Here is a 17,337-nt window from a genome sequence, read left to right on the forward strand (position 1 = left end):
CAGGAGAGCACTTCCCGGGCCGGAAGAGGGCAGGCGGCTTGCACCTTTCGACGGAGGCCCCGGAGCGTCCGCCTCCGTAACCTGGGAGGCACTGTGAACACCGCCGCCCCCGCTCCGATCCCGACCACCCGGGCCCTGGCGTGGTGCCTGCACCTGCTGATCGCCGGGCTGCTCGCCCTCACCGCCGGCCGGACCCTGGCCGACGGCCGCCCCGACGCCGGGCGGACCGCCGTCGCGGCCGTGGTCTGCGGCCTGGTGTACGCCGCCGGTCCGCTGCTGCCGAGGGTCCGCCGCTCCCGCTCCGCCGCGGCCTGGTGGCTGGCCGCCGTGGGCGCCGCGTGGCTGCTCCTGCTGGCCCTGACCCCGGACGCCGTCTGGGTGGCCTTCCCGCTGTACTTCCTCCAGCTCCACCTGCTGCCCCGGCGCGCCGGACCGGCCGCCGTGGCGGCGACCGCCGTCGCGGCCGTCGTCGCCTTCGCCGCCCACGCCGGGTCGTTCGGCCCGGCCATGGCGCTCGGTCCCGCGCTCGGCGCCGCCGTCGCCGTCGCCGTCGTACGCGGCTACCAGGCCCTGTACCGGGAGAGCGAACAGCGCCGACGGCTGATCGAGGAGCTGACCGCCACCCGGGCCGACCTGGCCCGCGCCGAGCACACCGCGGGCGTGCTCGCCGAGCGCGAACGGCTGGCCCGCGAGATCCACGACACCCTCGCCCAGGGCCTGTCCAGCATCCAGCTTCTGCTGCGGGCCGCCGAACGCGCCCTGCCCGCCCGGCCCGACACCGCCGCCCGCCACGTCGACGCGGCCCGCCAGGCCGCCGTGGACAACCTCGCCGAGGCGCGCCGCTTCGTCGCCGCGCTCACCCCGCCCGCGCTGGAGGACACCACCCTGGCCGGCGCCCTGGAACGGCTGTGCGCCACCACCTCCGCCCGGCACGGCCCCACCACCCGCTTCCACCTGACCGGGGCGTCCGTGCCGCTGCCGACCGCGTACGAGGTCGCGCTCCTGCGCGTCGCCCAGTCCGCCCTCGCCAACACCGTCCGCCACGCCGGGGCCACCCGCGCCGACGTCACCCTCGGCCACTCCGACGGCCGGGTCACCCTGTCCGTCACCGACGACGGGCAGGGCTTCGACCCCGGAGGGCTGCCCGCCCCGGACCCGGAGAGCGGCGGCTTCGGGCTGGCGGCGATGCGAGCCCGGGTGCGCGCCCTCGGCGGCGCCCTGGCCGTCGAGTCCGCCCCGGGCCGCGGCACCGCCCTGACCGTCAGTCTGCCCCTCACCCCGCCGACCGAGAACGATCCCGAGGCCCGCCCGTGACCCACGCCGCCCCCATCCGCCTCCTCCTGGCCGACGACCACCCCGTCGTACGGGCCGGGCTGCGCGCCGTACTGGAGACCGAACCCGGCCTGGTGATCACGGCCGAGGCCGCCACCGCCGAGGAGGCCGTCGCCCGCGCCGCCGGGGGCGACATCGACGTCGTGCTCATGGACCTGCAGTTCGGCGGGGGCATGGGCGGGGCCGAGGCGACCGCGCTGATCACCGCCCGGCCGGGCGCGCCGCGGGTGCTGATCGTCACCACCTACGACTCCGACGCGGACACCCTGCCCGCCATCGAGGCCGGGGCCACCGGCTATCTCCTCAAGGACGCCCCGCCCGAGGACCTGGCCGCCGCCGTGCGCACCGCCGCCGCGGGCCGGACCGCGCTGGCGCCCGCCGTCGCGGACCGGCTGATGAACCGGCTGCGCACACCGGGCACGACCCTGACCCGGCGCGAGACCGAAGTCCTCGCCCTGGTCGCGGAGGGGCTGTCCAACCAGGCCGTCGGCGCCCGTCTCCATCTGACCGAAGGCACCGTCAAGTCCCATCTGGCCCGCGTCTACCTGAAGCTGGGCGTCGACTCGCGCACGGCCGCCGTGGCGTCGGCCACCGCCCTCGGACTGATCCGCCGCTGACCGGCGGCGCCGTCAGGCCGGGAGCGGACCCACCGGGTGCCGACCCCCGGGGCGGTCGCGCGGAGTGAAAGACGGCCCCCGGTGAGCAACCCCCTCTGCATCAGCGCCGGTTGCGGGCAGGACCGGGCCGGGCGGTCGGGACCACGGTCCCCCGCGGGGAAGGGCGGTGGTGCGCCCGTCCCCGTCAGGGAGCCCGGGTCAGCGCTCCATCAGGGCGAAGACTCCCCAGCCGAGGTGCTCGCGCATGGAGCGCGCGTACCGCACCGGCTCGACGGCCAGCTCGGCCCGTACCTCGGGGGCCAGTTCGTCGTCCGGGTTCCGGTCGAGCCAGCGGCGGAGGTTGAGCCACTGCGCCGCGCGGTACCGGTCCCAGCTGTCCTGATCGGCCGGCATCATCTCGACCACGTCGTAGCCCAACTCCCCGAACCGCCCGATCAGTCCGGGCAGGGTCAGGAAGTCGTCCGGGCTCGTGACGTGGCACTCCTCGGCGGTCTCCTGGTCCCGGGGGACACGGAGCCAGTAGGGCTCGCCGATCAGCATCAGGCCCCCGGGCCGGAGGCTGCGGCGGAGCAGCGCGGCCGTACCGGCGAAGCCGTCGCCGATCCAGGTCGCGCCGAGGCGGGTGGCGAGGTCGACCGGCTCGTCCGCGACGTGGCCGTCGGCGTCGCCGTGGACGAACTCCACCCGGTCGGTGACGCCGAGTTCGGCGACGCGGGACCCGGCCTGTGCGGTGAAGACGGTGCTGATGTCCACGCCCGTGCCCGTGAAGCCCAGGTCGCGGGCCCAGGTGCAGAGCATCTCGCCCGAGCCGCTGGCCAGGTCGAGGACACGGGTCCCGGCGGGCAGGTGCAGTGCCCGGCCCAGGGCGTCGAGCTTCCCGGGCGTCAGCGGGTTGTGGGTGCGGTGGCTGCTCTCACGGACGGTGAAGATGCGGGGGAGATCCATGGCGGCTTCCTCTCGGTCGTGCCCGGCGGTGGCCGGAGGACCCGGGGGAAGGGGGGGTACGGGACGGTCGCGGAACGGAGCGACGACGGGACGGCACAAGGCATCCTCTGGAAAAGGGCCCCTCCGGACGGCCTGCTGCACCGGCGACTCCCACCGGGGAGGCACGGTTCAGTCGTCCGTCAGGACGAGGCCCGGGGGGTGAGGATGATGCGGGCACCGCGCAGGGCGGTGATCTCCGTGACAGTCATCGACTCACCTCCTGCGTCGCTCTCCGCGGCGGGCCCGTACGCCGCCGCGCCGCCCACGGTAACAGTCCGCCTCGGCGCCGGCCGCGGCGGCGGCCCCGGTGGGACTCCCGGGCGAGGGGTCCGCCGGGGCCGCCGCCGTGATCCGCGCCCCGCCGCGCCCCGACGCGGGACGGATCGGGAACGGGCGGCCGTGCGGCCGGGTGCGGTACGGCCGGGGCATCGTGCCGCCGTCAGACGGAGCCGAACTCATGGGCGGGCGCACCGCGCCATTCCACCCACCGGGGATCGTCCAGCAGGGCCTCGGGGTCCGCCACGCCCGCGTTCTCCAGGAAGACGACCAGATCGTGGTCGCTGTAGGCGGTGCCGAGGATCTCGTCCCGCCCGGCACGGTGCGCGGTGACCCTCCGGCCGCCGCTGGGGGAGGGCCGGTGCACGACGATCGGGGAGGTGCTCACGGTTCCAGGGTGCCCCGTTTCGGGCCGTAGGGCGTTCCGGCGTCCGCCGTCGCGGCCTGGGCAAGTGCCGTGGTGACCCGGCGGTCGGCCACCGTGCACCGTGCGTCACGGATTCCCCCGGGCCCAGGCGGCCCCGTTCGGGTGAGAGCGGTGAAACCGAACCGGCTCCGGAACCCGCGTCCGGCTCCGGAACCCGCGCCCCGCGCGGGAACCCTCGCCCCGCGCCGGGCCGCCGTCTGGCCCCCGGGGGCTCGGTGACGCCCGGGGTGCCCCGCCGGCGTGCGGGACACCCCGGGCCCGGGATCAGGAGCCCGGGCCCTCCAGGGTCACGGACCGCAGCAGGGCCACGTACTCCTCGGCCCACGCCGCCACCGTCTCCCGGTCCCACAGGTCCGCCGAGTACTCCACGGCGCCCTCCAGGACGTCTCCGGCCGGGGTCAGCACCATGATGAACTCCGCCCGGGAGGCGGCCGGCGCCACGTCCTCCACCACCGTGGTCACCCCGGGCAGGTCGGCGCCGGTGCCCGGCGGGGTCTCGTAGGCCAGACCGAAGGGCAGTGCGTCGGGCATCCCGGTGCCCGTGCGCTCCCGCATCGCCGGGGCCACCCGGCGGGCGGGCAGGGCGTGCTCCATGCCCTGGACGAGGGCCCCGGCGACCCGGTCCGCCAGCTCGGCGAACGGGCCGGTCCGGGCGTCGCGCACGCGCAGGGCGAAGCCGGTCGCCGTACAGCCGACCAGGGATTCGAACTCCCTGCTCTCCCGGCCGGCGTACGAGATGTTCAGCACCATGTCGGCCTGCCCCGCCTTGCGGGCCAGCAGCCGTCCGAGTGCCGCCGCGGCCACCACGAACGGTGTCGTTGACCGCTCGGCGGCCAGCCGGTCCACTGCCGAGCGGACCTCGGACGGCACGGTGAACGGGACGACCCCGCCCCGGCCGCTCAGCGCCGCCGGCCGGGGCCGGTCCAGCGGCAGGTCCGCCGTGAAGGGCGCGCCGTCCAGTTCCTTGAGCCAGTACTCCAGGCGGCGCGGACCGGTGGCCCGCTGGTGTCCGGCCTGCCAGCGCGCGTACTCCACCTGCTGCGGGGGGTCCGGGGGCAGCCCCGGGTCCGTGCCCTCGACGGCCGCCCGGTACAGGGCCGACAGCTCCTCCAGCAGCACCGTCAGGGCCCACCCGTCGCAGGTGCAGTGGTGCAGCACCAGCAGCAGCACCCACTCCCCGGTGCCGGTGCGCAGCAGCCGGGGCACGAGGACATGCCCTGTGAAGGGGTCCAGCGGGGTGTCCGCCAGCTCAAGGGAGAGCCGACGCACCTCCTCCGCGCGTTCTCCCTCCGGCAGGGAGGTCAGGTCCCGGACCGGCAGCGCCAGGGGGCGCGGCTCCAGCACCTCCTGCCGCCAGGAGCCGGACTCCTCCCGCACCAGCCGTGTGCGCAGGGCTTCATGGCGTTCCGTCAGTTGGGTCAGCGAGGCGGTCAGGGCCCCGGTGTCCAGGCGGCCGGAGAAGGTGAACCGCAGGGCCACGTTGAGGACCTGCGGCCTGCCCTGCCGGGAGTGCAGCAGGGCGAACCTGGCCTGCTGGTCGGTCGCGGGCCCGCCGCGGACCACCCGCGCGCCGGGGACGGTCGCGGCGCCGGGCGGGAGGTCCGCCGCGGTGCTCGCCGCCGTGCCCGTCGCGGTGCCCGCCGCGCCGGACAGGAAGTCCGCCACCGCCCGCGGCGTCGGCTCCTGGTAGAGGCGGGAGAGCGGGTACTCCACCCCCCACTCCTCCCGGAACCGGTTCACCAGCCGCATCGCCGTGAGCGAATGCCCGCCCAGGTCGAAGAGCGAGGAGTCCGCGGCGACGTCCGCCGGGTCGAGGTCCAGCTCGGCCGCCCACACCTCCCGCAGCCGTGCCTCCCGCAGCCGTGCCTCCCGTACGTCCTCCGCGGGGGCCGGGGCCGTCGGGCCGGCCGCAGTGCCGGAAGCCGTGTCCACCGCCACCCGGAGCCGCGCCGACGGGAGCCGCCCGCGGTCCAGCTTGCCGTTGGCGGTCATCGGCAGATCGGCGAGGACGGCCCAGGAACGCGGCACCATGTACTCCGGCAGTCGCGCGGCCAGCCGCGCGGCCAGCCGGGCGGCCAGCCGTTCGGCCAGGAGCCGCTGCCCGGCGGAGTCCGCGCCGCCGGGCTCCACCGGGACCACGTACGCGTCGAGGACCGGCTCGCCGCCCTCCCGGTGCCGCCCCACCACCGCCGCCCGGAGCACCCCGTCCAGGGTGCCCAGCACCCGGGCCACCTCCTCCGGTTCCACCCGGAAACCGCGGATCTTCACCTGCTCGTCCGAGCGGCCCACGAAGGAGAGCCGTCCGTCCGTGCTCCAGCGCACCAGATCGCCCGTCCGGTAGCAGGCGTCCTCCGGACCGTCCCCCGGGCCGGTGCGGAAGCGCTGGGCGGTGAGGTCCGGGCGGTGCAGATAGCCCCGGGCCACACCGGGGCCGGAGACCAGCAACTCGCCCACGGCGCCCACGCGTACGGGCACGCCCGCCTCGTCCACCACCCGCAGCCGGACGTTGTCCCGGGGGCGGCCGACGGGGATCAGCTCCGGTTCCCCGGGCCCGGACGGCGCCACCGCACCGGCGGCACAGGCCACCGTCGTCTCGGCCGGACCGTAGACGTTGACCGTCCCGTAGGAGACCCCGGGCAGGGGACGCACCCGCAACTGCTCGCCGCCCAGCAGCAGATGGCGCAGCCCCGGCTGTTCCTCCGCGGGCAGCCGCAGCAGTTGCTCGGCCAGCACCGTGGGCAGGACGGCTACGGAGACGCCGTGGCCGGCGTACCAGCGGGCCAGCGCCGACGGGTCCCTGCGCGCCTCCTCATCGGCCACCACCAGGGTGGCGCCCGCCGTGAGGGTCGGCCAGATCTCCATGAGCGAGCCGTCGAAGCTCTGCCCGCACACCATGGAGACCCGGTCCCGGGCGGTCAGCCCGAAGCGTTCGTGGTTCCACTGGCAGAGGTCGACCAGGCCCCGGTGGGTGAGCACGACGCCCTTGGGCACACCGGTGCTGCCCGAGGTGTAGATGACACAGGCCGGATCGGCGCCCGCGGGCCGCGCGCCACCGGTCGCGGAACCGGCGGCGGGACCGGCCGCGTCGGGGGCGACGACGGCCACCGACCCGGGCAGCCCCAGCTCCGCCGAGGCCGCGGGGTCGCAGACCACCGCCCCGGCCCGGCTCTCGGCGATCACCTGAGCCGCGCGGGCCGCCCCCAGGGACGGGTCGAGCGGTACGTAGGCGCGGCCCGCCCGCGTCACCGCCAGCACCGCCACGACCAGGTCCGCCGAGCGCGGCAGCCACACCGCCACCACCTCGTCCGGTCCGCCGCTCCCGTGCGCGCGGAGCGCGGCGGCGAGCCGGTCGGCGCGTTCCTCCAGTTCCCCGTAGGTCAGCACCTCGTCCCCGGCCGTCACGGCCGGGTGCCCGGGGCGCTCCGCCGCGCGCCGGGCGACCCAGTCGGGCAGGGTGGTGTCGGCCACGGGGCGACTGCGGCCCCGCTCCCAGTGCTCCGGCACCGCGTCGCCCTCCGCCACCGGCGGCGCGAGCCGTGACAGCGGTGCGCCGGGCGCGGCGGTGGCGGCGGCGAGGAGATCCCGGAAGACCGCGAAGAACCCGTCGACGGTGTCGGCGTCGAACAGGTCCGTGCTGTACTCCAGATGGCAGCCGACGCCCTCCGGGCCGTCCGTGAAGTGGACCGTCAGGTCCGTGAGCGCCTTGTCGGGGCCCGCGTCCAGCGGTTCGGCCGTGACGCCCGGCAGTTCGAGGCGGAAGGGCTCCGCCGACTGGAACTCCGCGCCCGTTTGGAACACCGGTGTCCGGTCCGTCCGGCGGGGCGGCGCCAGCTCGCGCACCACCCGCTCGAACGGCGTCCCGGCGTGGTCGTAGGCGTCCAGAGCCGTGCCCCGCACCCGGTCCAGCAGCGTCGTGAACGCGGGATCGCCGGACAGGTCGACCCGCAGGGCGACGGTGTTGACGAAGAAGCCGACCACTTCCGCCGCCCGCCGGGGCCGGTCCGACACCGGGACGCCGATGATCACGTCCTCCTGTCCCGTGACCCGGTGGAGCATCGCCGCCCATCCGGCCACCAGGGTCATGAACAGGGTGGCGCGCCGGTCCCGCCCCAGCTCCCGGAGCCCCGCGGACAGCTCCGGGCCCAGCGGGCGGAAGACCGCGCGGCCCCCGGCGGTCATCCGCTCCGGCCGGGGCCGGTCCGCGGGCAGGCCGAGCTCCGGAAGCCCGCCGCCGAGCACCCGCCGCCAGTGGTCCAGGTCCCGCGCGGTGCCGGGGCCGTCCCCGGCCGCCCGCCGCTCCCGCGCGTACTCCGCGTAGCTCCAGGCGGGTTGGGGCAGCACGGGCGGGGTGCCGTCGAGTCCGGCGCGGTAGAGGGCGGAGAGGTCCCGGGTCAGCACGGCGGCGGAGGCCGCGTCCACCACGATGTGGTGGAAGGACATCACCAGCACGTGCTCGTCGGCGCCGGTGCGGACGAGGCGGCTCACGAACAGCGGGCCGTGTTCCAGGTCGAAGCGCCGGGCGTTCTCGGCCGCCAGCACCGCGTCGACGGCCGTCCCGGGGCTCCCGGTACCGTCCACCACGGTGAAGTCCGGTTCGGCCTCCTCCAGTACTCGCTGCACGGCCGTCCCGCCCGACGGCGGGAAGACGGTGCGCAGCCCCTCGTGACGGGCCACGAGTCCGCGCAGGGCCGTGCGCAGCGCCCCGGTGTCGAGCGGACCGCGCAGCCGGATCGCCTTCATCTCGTTGTAGGCGGGACGCCCCGGGAGGAGCCGTTCCAGGAACCAGATCTGTTCCTGTCCCGCCGAGAGCGGAGCGTCCCCCCGGGGCGTGGGCGCCGGGGCGACGGAGGGCGGCGGCGCGGGCACGACGGGCGGCGGCGCGGGCACGGCGACGGGGAGGGGCCCGGGCGGCGGCGCGGAAGGCGGCGCGGCGGCGGGCGGTGCCGCGCGCTCGCCGTGGCGTCGCCGCAGCGCGTCCAACCTGGGCAGTCCGGCGCGCAGTTGCTCGGCGGTGACCCCGAAGTCGACCAGGGCCACGATCTCGTCGGCGCCCGCGTCGGCCACCGCCTCCACCACCGGCAGCGCCGAGTCCGCGTCGCCGATCAGGGCGCGCCGGTCGCAGTAGCGTCCGTAGGCCCGCCGGAACACCACGTCCAGGTCGTCCTCGCTGAGGGCGCCCGGGCCGGTGGCGACGCCGAGGCTGCCGGCGGTCCCGCTGAACAGCGAGAGCGACGCCCGCATGTACCGGGCCATCGGCTCGTACGCCTCCGCCCGCGCCTTCTCGCGGTCCGCGCCCAGATAGGTGTGCAGCAGGACGGCCACCCGGCCCGCCGCCGGGTCGAGCCCGTGGCGTGCCCGGGCCCGCCGGTAGCGGTCGACGTTCTCCCGGAGCCGGTCGACGTCCTGGGTCATCAGGTTGGTGACGATGCCCAGGTCGTGCCGGGCGGCCAGCTCGTACGACTCCGGATCGGCGACCACCGCCGTGTAGCAGGGCGGCGCGGCCTGCACCGGGCGCGGGAAGAGCCGGATGTCCCGCTCGCCGTCCCCGGTGGTGCGGCGCAGCGCGTCGCCCCGCCACAGCGCCCGCACCTCCGCCAGCCGGTCGTACATCTCCTGCTTGCGGTGTGCGAAGCGGTCGGGGAAGAACACGAAGTCGTCGGCGTTCCAGCCGCGGGCCACCCCGAGGCCGATCCGGCCGCCGGAGAGGTTGTCGGCCATCGACCACTCCTCCGCCACCCGGACCGGGTCGTGCAGCGGGAGCACCACGGAACCGGCGTTGAGCCGGACGTGCTCCGTCTCGCGGGCCAGCGCGGCGGCCAGCACGGCGGGGTTGGGGAAGAGGCCGCCGAAGGAGTCGAAGTGGCGCTCGGGCATCCACAGCGACCGGAAGCCGTTGCGGTCGGCGAACCGGGCCGCCTCCATGAGGAGTTCGTAGCGGCCCTCCCGGGGCGCCCCGCCTTCCTCGGGGTAGTCGCCGAAGAAGTAGAGCCCGAAGTCCGCGCGGCGCGGGGCGGCGGGCGCGGTCACCGACGGTGCGGGCACGGCCGCCGGCGGCGCGGGCGGTGCGGCCGTCCGGGGCCCGCCCGGCCCGGCGGGCGCGGCGGGCGCGGCGCGGTTTGGGGGACGGGGCCGGTCCCGGGGGCCGGTGCGGTGCCGGAGCCCGCCGCCGACGGCGGGCGCGGGCCGGTCGGCGGGGAAGAACCCGGCCTCCCGCAGCTCCGTGAGCGACCCGCGTACGGCCTCCGCCACCCGCCGCACGTCGTCGTCGCCGTGGGCGGTGGACAGGAAGAAGTTGCGCCACTCCCAGACGTGCACCCCGCGCAGCATCAGGTGGTAGTAGAGCAGCTCCATGTCGGCGTGGTGCTCGAAGCGGAACTGGGAGCCGAACCAGCGCGTCCGCAGCGGGAAGCCCTCCGCCTCGAAGAATCCATTGAGTTCCGAACCAAGCTGTTCTGTACGGGCGTTGAGTCTCCGCTGGAGATCCGGTCCCTGCTCCTTGAGGTGGGTGAGGACCGCGCGGGCGGCCGTCATGGAGACGGGGTGCTGGAGGTAGGTGCCGCCGAAGAAGGTGGTGTCGGCGGGCGGGACGCTGTCGTCGCCGTACGACCAGTGGCCGCCGTCGACGCCGTCGAGGATGTCGGCGCGGCCCGCGATGGCGCCGATCGGGAAGCCGCCGCCGAGCACCTTGCCGTAGGTGGCGAGGTCCGGGACGACGCCGTACAGCTCCTGGGCGCCCCGGAGCGCGGGGCGGAACCCGGTCAGCATCTCGTCGAACAGCAGCACGATGCCGTGGCGGCGGGTCAGTTCGCGCAGTGCGCGCACGAACTCCACCGGCTGGAGCGCCGGGTTGCGGCTCTGCACCGGCTCCACCACGACCGCCGCGATCCGCCCGGCGTCCCGCTCGATGGCGTGCAGCGACTCCTCGCTGCCGTAGGTGAGCACGGTCAGCTCGGCCACGGCGCTCTCCGGGACGCCCCGGGAGACGGGCACCGTCCGCGCCCCGGCCCCGCGGCCCGCGACCCGGCCCAGCACCTGGTCGGCATGGCCGTGGTAGGCGCCCTCGAAGGTGACGATCCGGTCCCGTCCGGTGGCGGCGCGGGCCAGCCGGATCGCCGCCGCGTTCGCCTCCGTTCCCGAGTTGGCGAAGGCGACCCGCTCCAGCCCGGTCAGCTCGGCCAGCAGTTCGGCCGCCTCGCCGGTCTCGGCGCCCCGGGGGCCCAGCCGGATGCCCCGGGACAGGTGCTCGCGCACGGCCTCGCCGACGAACTCCGGCTCGTGGCCGAAGAGGAGCACACCGAAGCCCATGGTGATGTCCGTGTAGGCGTTGCCGTCGATGTCCTCGATCCGGGCCCCGGCCGCCCGGCGCGCCGCCACCGGGTACAGCATCTCCTTGGTCGACCTGCGGAAGCCCACCACCGCCCGGCTGTCGGCCAGCCGCCTCCGGTGCCGCTGGGCGAGACGCTTGGAGGCGGCGGTGCGGGCGGTGTAGCGGCGGACGAGGTCGTCCAGGTGCTCCCGCTGGGCGCGGGGCGAGCCGGCGCGGACCATGCCGCCGCCGGGGGCGATCTCGACCCGGGGGCCGTGCGTCCTCGGCCGCTCCTCCGCCGGGGCGCCCGGTCCGGCGCCCCGCACCGCGTCGATCTGCTCGCCGATGCGCCGGGCCAGCCCGGCCATCTCCGTGAGGTCCCGGTCCAGGGCGAGGGCGAGGTCCCGCGGCGCGGTCACCGGGCCGCCCCGTCGTGCGGCCGGTCCGCCGTCGCCGCGCCCTGGAGGGCGAGCAACTGGGTGAGCTGGGTCATCAACTGGAGCTGGATCTGCGACAACTGCTGGACTCGCAGCGCCAGTTCCCGCAGCTCCGCACGGGTCGCACACGGGTCGGACGCATCGACGGCCGGGAGCGCCGGAGCGGCGGGGGCTGCTGGAACGGGTGGTCCGACGGGGGGTGCGGGCTCCGCCGGGAAGGGATGGGCGGGCCGGGGCGCGGGGGCGGCCGGTGGCCCCGGTGGGCGGGGCGCCGTCCGGGCCGTCGCCACGGGGGCCGGGGCGGGGGCTTCCGGGACCGGCTCCGCGACGGGTTCCGGTGCCGGACCCGGCCCCTCCGGTAACCGGGAGGCGATCAGCCGGGCCAGTAGCCGCGCGGTCCCCGTCTCCTCGAACAACTCGCGCATCGTGACGCGGACCCGGTGCTCCTCCTCGATCTCCCGCAGCACATTGATCATGAGCAGCGAGTCCGCGCCCAGGTCGAAGAAGGGGGTGTCCGCCGGGATGGACGCGGGGTCCTCGCCGATGCCCCGGGCGAGCACCCGCAGGATGCCGTCCAGAAGGTGGCCCTCGGTCTCCGGGGCTGTCCTCGTGTCGGCCGTCGTCATGGTGGGTTCCTCTCTCGCCGGGGCCGGCGGTGCGGGCACCGCGGCGGGCGGGGATGGGTTCAGGGTCGGGGAAGGGGAAGCGTGCGGGGCAGGGGGTGCGGGCGGTGCGGGATACGGGGGAGGGGCAGCCGGACCCGGGGCCGGGAAGGGCCCTGACGAGGGTCCTGCGGGGGGCGGTGGTGCGGGGGAGGGGTTCTCGGGGGAGAGCTCCCGGGGTGCCGGAATCCCGGGTGGGGCGTCCGTGACCGACGGACTCGCGAGGGCCTGCTGCCTGAGCGGTGCGACCACGGGCCTCGGGGCCGTGCCGGGTGCGCTCGTGGCCCCCGGGCCTGTGCGGAATTGTGGCGTGACGGATGCGCTCGTGACCTCCGGGGCGGCGAGTGCCCGGTCCGTGAGGTATGTGGCCCAGGCTTCCGGGGTGGCGTCGGCCTGGCTCAAGACCGACGGGTGCGTGGTCTCCATGCTCCCGGCCTCCGGGTCCGCCGCTTCCGCACCGGTGCCCGACGCCCCCGCGCCCGCGCCCGACGCACCCGCCTTCGGGGGGCTCCCCGCCGTCGCCCCCATGGGAGGGGGCCCGATCCAGTGGTGCCGGTGCTGGAAGCGGTACCCGGGCAGCGGGACGCGGCGCCCGCCGGTGCCGGCCAGGAACACCTCCCACCGCACGTCCGCCCCCGCGAGGTGCAGGGCCGTCGCCGCGCCGAAGAGTGCGCCGAGCCCCGCGCCCCGGCGCAGGGACGGGACCGCCGGCACCCCGGGCAGTGCACGCCGGGCCAGGCCGGAGAGCGTGGTGTGCGGGCCGATCTCCAGCAGTGCGTCCGGCCGTCCGTCGGCGACACCCCGCAGCGCCAGGTCGAAGCGGACCGGCTCGCGGGCCTGGCGCAGGAGGTAACCCCGGTCCGGGACCCAGCCGGGCGCCCGCGTCGCCCCGTCCAGGGCGCCGGTGAAGGGGACGCGGACCGGGGCGAAGGGCACCTTGTCCAGCACTGTGCCGAAGGCGTCGAGCACCGGTTCCGTCAGTGCCGTGTGGAAGGCCCGGTCCACCGCGAGCCGTTCGTGCGGGACGTCCAGCGCGCCGAGCCGGGTGATCAGCCGTTCCACGGCGTCGACCGGGCCCGCCAGGACCTGTGAGCGCTCGCCGTTGCTCACCGCCGCCTCGATACCTGGCTCCGAGGCGGCCAGCGCGAGCGCCGTCTCCCGGTCCAGGAAGACCGCGACCATGGCGCCCGGCGGGCAGTGGTCCCACATCAACGCCCCCCGCTTCAGCAGGAGTTCGAGTCCGTCGAGGAGGGGAAGGGCTCCGGCGGCGTGCAGGGCGGCGTACTCCCCGACGCTGTGCCCGGTCACCGCCGCCGGGGTGATGCCCGCCTCCTCCCACAGCCGGACCAGCGCGCACTGGAGCGCGTACAGCGCGGGCTGCCCCGTCGCGGTGGGCCAGACCCCGGGGTGCGTGTCCGGGTCCAGCAGACCCGTCAGCAGCGAGGCGCCGGTGCTGCCGAGGTGCGCCTCCTCGCAGGCGTCCAGCACCTCCCGCACGGCGGGGAACCGCTCGTACAACTCCGCCGCCGCCCCGGCCCGCAGGGAGCCCTGGCCGGTGAACTGGAAGGCGGTCCGGGCCGGTTCGGCCACCGGCGCCGTCGCCAGGGGGGCGGGACCGGAGAGCAGCGCGTCCAGGGCGTCGGCCAGCGCGGCCGGGCCGCCGCCGCGCACGGCGATCCGGTGGCGGCCGTGGGAGCGGCCGAGCGCGGTGGTCGTGGCGAGGTCCGCCGGGTGCAGTTCCGGCCGGGCCCGCAGGGTGTCCCGCAGGGCACGCGCGTTGTCGGTGAGCGCCTGGGGAGAGGACGCCGACACCAGCAGCACGTCCGGCGGCGCGGCCGGCCGGGCGGAACGGGGCTCCGGCGCGGGTGCCTGCTCCAGGACCAGATGGACGTTGGTGCCGCCGATGCCGAGCGAGGTCAGCCCCGCCCGCCGGGGTGCGGCACTCGGGGGCCACGGGCGGGGGGCGTCGGGGACGTAGAAGGGGCTGCCGTCCAGCTCCAGCAGGGGGTTGGGCGCGGTGAACCCGGCGACCGGCGGGATCACCCCGTGCCGGAGCACCAGTAACGCCTTGACCAGCCCCGCCAGGCCCGACGCCACGTCCAGGTGGCCGATGTTGGCCTTGACCGCGCCCAGCGCGCAGTACCCGGCGCGGTCGGTGTCCTCGCGGTACGCGGCGCGGGCGCCCGCCAGTTCGATGGGATCGCCCTTGTAGGTGCCGGTGCCGTGGGTCTCCAGGTAGCCGATGGTGTCGGCGGTGACGCCCGCGTGGTCCAGCGCCCGCCGGATGGCCGCACGCTGCCCCCGCGCGCTGGGCGCGGCGTACGTCCGCTTGTCCGCGCCGTCGTTGCCGACGCCCCAGCCCCGGATCACGCCGTGCACGGTGTCGCCGTCCGCGAGCGCGCGGTCCAGCCGTTTCAGCGCCACCGCCACCACCCCGGTGCCCCCGACGGTGCCGTCGGCCGCCGCGTCGAAGGCGCGCAGCCGGCCCGACCGGGAGAGGATCGAGCCCTTGGCGTGCCGGTAGCCGAGGACCTGCGGGGCGTGGACGGCGCTCGCCCCCGCCAGCGCGACGTCGCAGTCGCCCATCAGCACTGACTGCGCGGCCAGTTGCACCCCGACCAGTGAACTGGAGCAGCCGGTCTGGACGTTCACCGCGGGGCCGGTGAGATCGAGGCGGTAGGCGACCCGGGTGGCGTTGAAGTCGGTGAAGTTGCCGACCATCACCTGGGTGCCCGAGGGCCAGTCGGTGCTCTCCTCGTTCGGCAGCACGTTGTTCATCAGGTACGAGCGCATGCTGTACAGGTGGTAGCCGGTGCTGGCGAAGACCCCGATCCGGGTGCCGTCCCGCTCGCCGGGGTAGCCGGCGTCCTCCAGGGCGTGCTGGGCGCACTCCAGGAAGAGCCGGTGCTGGGGGTCCGTCAGCGCCGCCTCCCGGGCGGTCATCCCGAAGTGCCGGGCGTCGAAGCCCGCGATGTCGTCCAGCAAGGCGGAGGCGCCGGAGAAGTCCTCGTGCCCGTACTCCTCCCGGGGCACGCCCGCCGCCCGGAGGTCCGCCGGGGTGAACCGGGTGAAGCGGTCCTCGCCGCCGAGGACGAGGCGCCACAGCTCCTCCGGGGTTTCGGCCCCCGGCAGGCGGAACGCCGTCCCGATCACCGCTATCCGGGGGTCCGCTCCCTCGCCGTCCATCAGCTCTCTCCTTCCCGGACGGCTCCGCCGTCCCTCACCGCGGATGTGCCCGGGGCCTCTTCGGGGCGGGGCCCGCCGAGCCGGTCGGGGGCGCGGCGCACCACCAGCACCACCAGCAGGGCCAGGCACAGGACGATGGCGAGCCCGTGCAGGGACGCCACCACCTGGAACGGCGCGAACACCTCCAGCAGCGAACCGCTGACCAGCATCCCCAGCCCGAAGCCCGCGTTCTCCACCGAGGCCGACAGTCCGAAGAGGCGTCCGCGCAACTCGTCGGGGACGGCCTGGAGCCGCGACACGTAGACCACCTCGGTGATCCCGTCGGCGGCCCCGGCGACCACGGCCACGGCGAGCGCGGGCACCGTCGGCAGCCCGCCGAAGACGACGATGAACGCCCCGGACATCACGCACGCGCCGATCGCGAACGTCCGCTCGCCCGGCGTGCGTCCGGTGCGGGCGGTGTACCGGGCCAGCAGTTGCTGGGCGATGATGTTGCCGGCCGCCCAGGTCGCCCAGAACTGGCTGATGAAGGTGGCCGGATGCGCCGGGTCGAGCAGGCTGGAGTAGACCGGCAGCGCCACGTTGTGCGAGGAGGACCCGAGCCCGTCAACCGCCCGCAGCGCGACCATCGCCGCCAGCACCGGTGCCGATCGCACCAGCAGCCGCACCGACCAGGGCGCCGCGCCGTCCGGGTCCTTCCCACCTCCGTCGGAGCCTCCGGCCGGCCGCGTCCGGATCGGCAGCGCCAGCAGCACCGACGCGGACACCAGGAAAGTGGCGGCGTCCAGGGCGAACGCCGCCGTGTAGCCGACCTGGGCCACCACGACGCCCGCCGAGGAGAACCCCGCGATCATTGCCAGCGAACGCCCCGTCACCAGCAGCCCGTTGGCGCGCGTACGGTGCTCCGCCCCCACGATCACCGGGACACTGCTGCGCAGGGCCACCTGGGAGAGCGTCGAACAGCTCCCCGTGACCACCGCCAGGCCGTACAGCAGCACGATCCGCCCGGACTCCGGTGCCAGCAGCAGGGCCAGCAGGGCCGCCGCCTGGCAGAGGTCGGAACCGACGATCAGCCGCTTGCGGTCGTGGGCCGAGACCAGGCGCCCGCTGACGAGTCCGGCCGCCACGCTCGTGCCCAGCCGCACGGCCATGAAGAGCCCGGCGGCCAGCGCGCTCCCGGTGACGTCGTAGACGAAGACGTTCAGCGCCACCATGTTCAGGTAACTGCCGTACGCGGAAACGCCATTGCCGACCACGAGGAGCCGGAAGTGCCTCATGCGCGTCCTCTCCCCGGACGACGGGAGGCGTTCGCCGGTCACCGTCGTGCCCCTCCCCGTCCACCGCCGTGCCGGTCGTCCCGTCCGGCACCCCATGGGCATCGGAGGACCCGCCGTACCGCACCCGTGTCCGCCGACTCGGTCAAGCATTGCCCGTCCGCCGGTGGCTTCACACCAGCCGTACCACGATTCCGGCCCCGTAGCGCGCGATCACCGGGGGACCGTTCCGTTCCGGTCTCCCGGCCGGTCGGCGGGCCGCCGGACGGCGCCCGGGGCGGACCCCGCATGACGGCCCGGCGGGGCGCGGACGCGGGACACACCGGGCGCGGGGGACCGGAAGGGCGCCAGGGGCGTCAGAGCACGAACCGGAACGTGCCCCAGCCGTGGCCGATCCTCACGGGGGCGCTCAGACCATTTCCGTTGTGCGGGTAGTACAGCAGGTTCCCGGAGGCGTCGACGCCGAGGACGTCGGCCTTGCCGTCGCCGCTGAAGTCCGACGCCATCACGTGCGGGAAGGCTCCCCAGCCGGTGCCGATCCGTACGGGGCTGCCCAGGCCGCTCCCGACGTGCGGGTAGTGGAGGAGATTCCCGGAGGCGTCGACGCCGAGGACATCGGCCTTGCCGTCGCCGCTGAAGTCGGCGGCCATCACGTGCTTGAAGAAGCCCCAGCCGTGGCCGATCCTCACGGGGGCGCTCAGGGCACTGCCGTTGTGCGGGTAGTACAGCAGGTTCCCGGTGGTGTCGACGCCGAGGATGTCGGCGGCGCCGTCGCCGCTGAAGTCGGCGGCCATGACGTGTTTGAAGGAGCCCCAGCCGTGGCCGATCCGGGTGGG

8 protein-coding genes are annotated in these 17,337 nt (G+C 75.9%); 2 read left to right on the plus strand and 6 right to left on the minus strand.

Translation table 11 applies throughout. The annotated features are described in order from the left end of the window. Positions 1-93: 93 nt before the first annotated feature. Positions 94-1,314, plus strand: a complete 1,221-nt coding sequence (locus GTY84_RS01410; RefSeq protein WP_161224159.1) for a sensor histidine kinase — start codon at positions 94-96, stop codon at positions 1,312-1,314. After that, entirely contained in the window at positions 1,311-1,949 is a 639-nt protein-coding gene (locus tag GTY84_RS01415; protein ID WP_161224160.1) for a response regulator transcription factor, read from the plus strand. The genes GTY84_RS01410 and GTY84_RS01415 overlap by 4 nt, the downstream gene beginning before the upstream one ends. 198 nt (positions 1,950-2,147) lie before the next feature. Here the strand turns inward: GTY84_RS01415 and GTY84_RS01420 are convergent, their stop codons facing one another. From GTY84_RS01420 to GTY84_RS01445, 6 genes are all read right to left on the minus strand, one after another. Continuing rightward, a complete protein-coding gene (locus GTY84_RS01420) occupies positions 2,148-2,894 on the minus strand; it encodes a class I SAM-dependent methyltransferase (RefSeq protein WP_161224161.1) in 747 nt (248 codons plus the stop codon). Between the two features lie 478 nt (positions 2,895-3,372). Next, complete coding sequence (locus tag GTY84_RS01425; RefSeq protein WP_161224162.1) at positions 3,373-3,597, minus strand: hypothetical protein; 225 nt, start codon at positions 3,595-3,597, stop codon at positions 3,373-3,375. A 303-nt stretch (positions 3,598-3,900) separates the two neighbouring features. Continuing rightward, positions 3,901-11,310: a non-ribosomal peptide synthetase gene (locus GTY84_RS01430; protein ID WP_161224449.1), complete on the minus strand. Its 7,410-nt coding sequence runs from the start codon at positions 11,308-11,310 to the stop codon at positions 3,901-3,903. A 47-nt stretch (positions 11,311-11,357) separates the two neighbouring features. Continuing rightward, complete coding sequence (locus GTY84_RS01435) at positions 11,358-15,227, minus strand: type I polyketide synthase (protein WP_161224163.1); 3,870 nt, start codon at positions 15,225-15,227, stop codon at positions 11,358-11,360. Next, positions 15,227-16,504: an MFS transporter gene (locus tag GTY84_RS01440; protein ID WP_161224164.1), complete on the minus strand. Its 1,278-nt coding sequence runs from the start codon at positions 16,502-16,504 to the stop codon at positions 15,227-15,229. Before GTY84_RS01440 ends, GTY84_RS01435 begins: the two co-directional genes overlap by 1 nt. Positions 16,505-16,857: 353 nt before the next feature. After that, on the minus strand, positions 16,858-17,337 hold a 480-nt coding region (locus GTY84_RS01445; RefSeq protein ID WP_202548973.1), incomplete at its 5' end, for an FG-GAP-like repeat-containing protein.

Origin of the sequence: Streptomyces sp. SID8352 (assembly GCF_009862265.1) — a bacterium.
Lineage (GTDB): Bacteria > Actinomycetota > Actinomycetes > Streptomycetales > Streptomycetaceae > Streptomyces.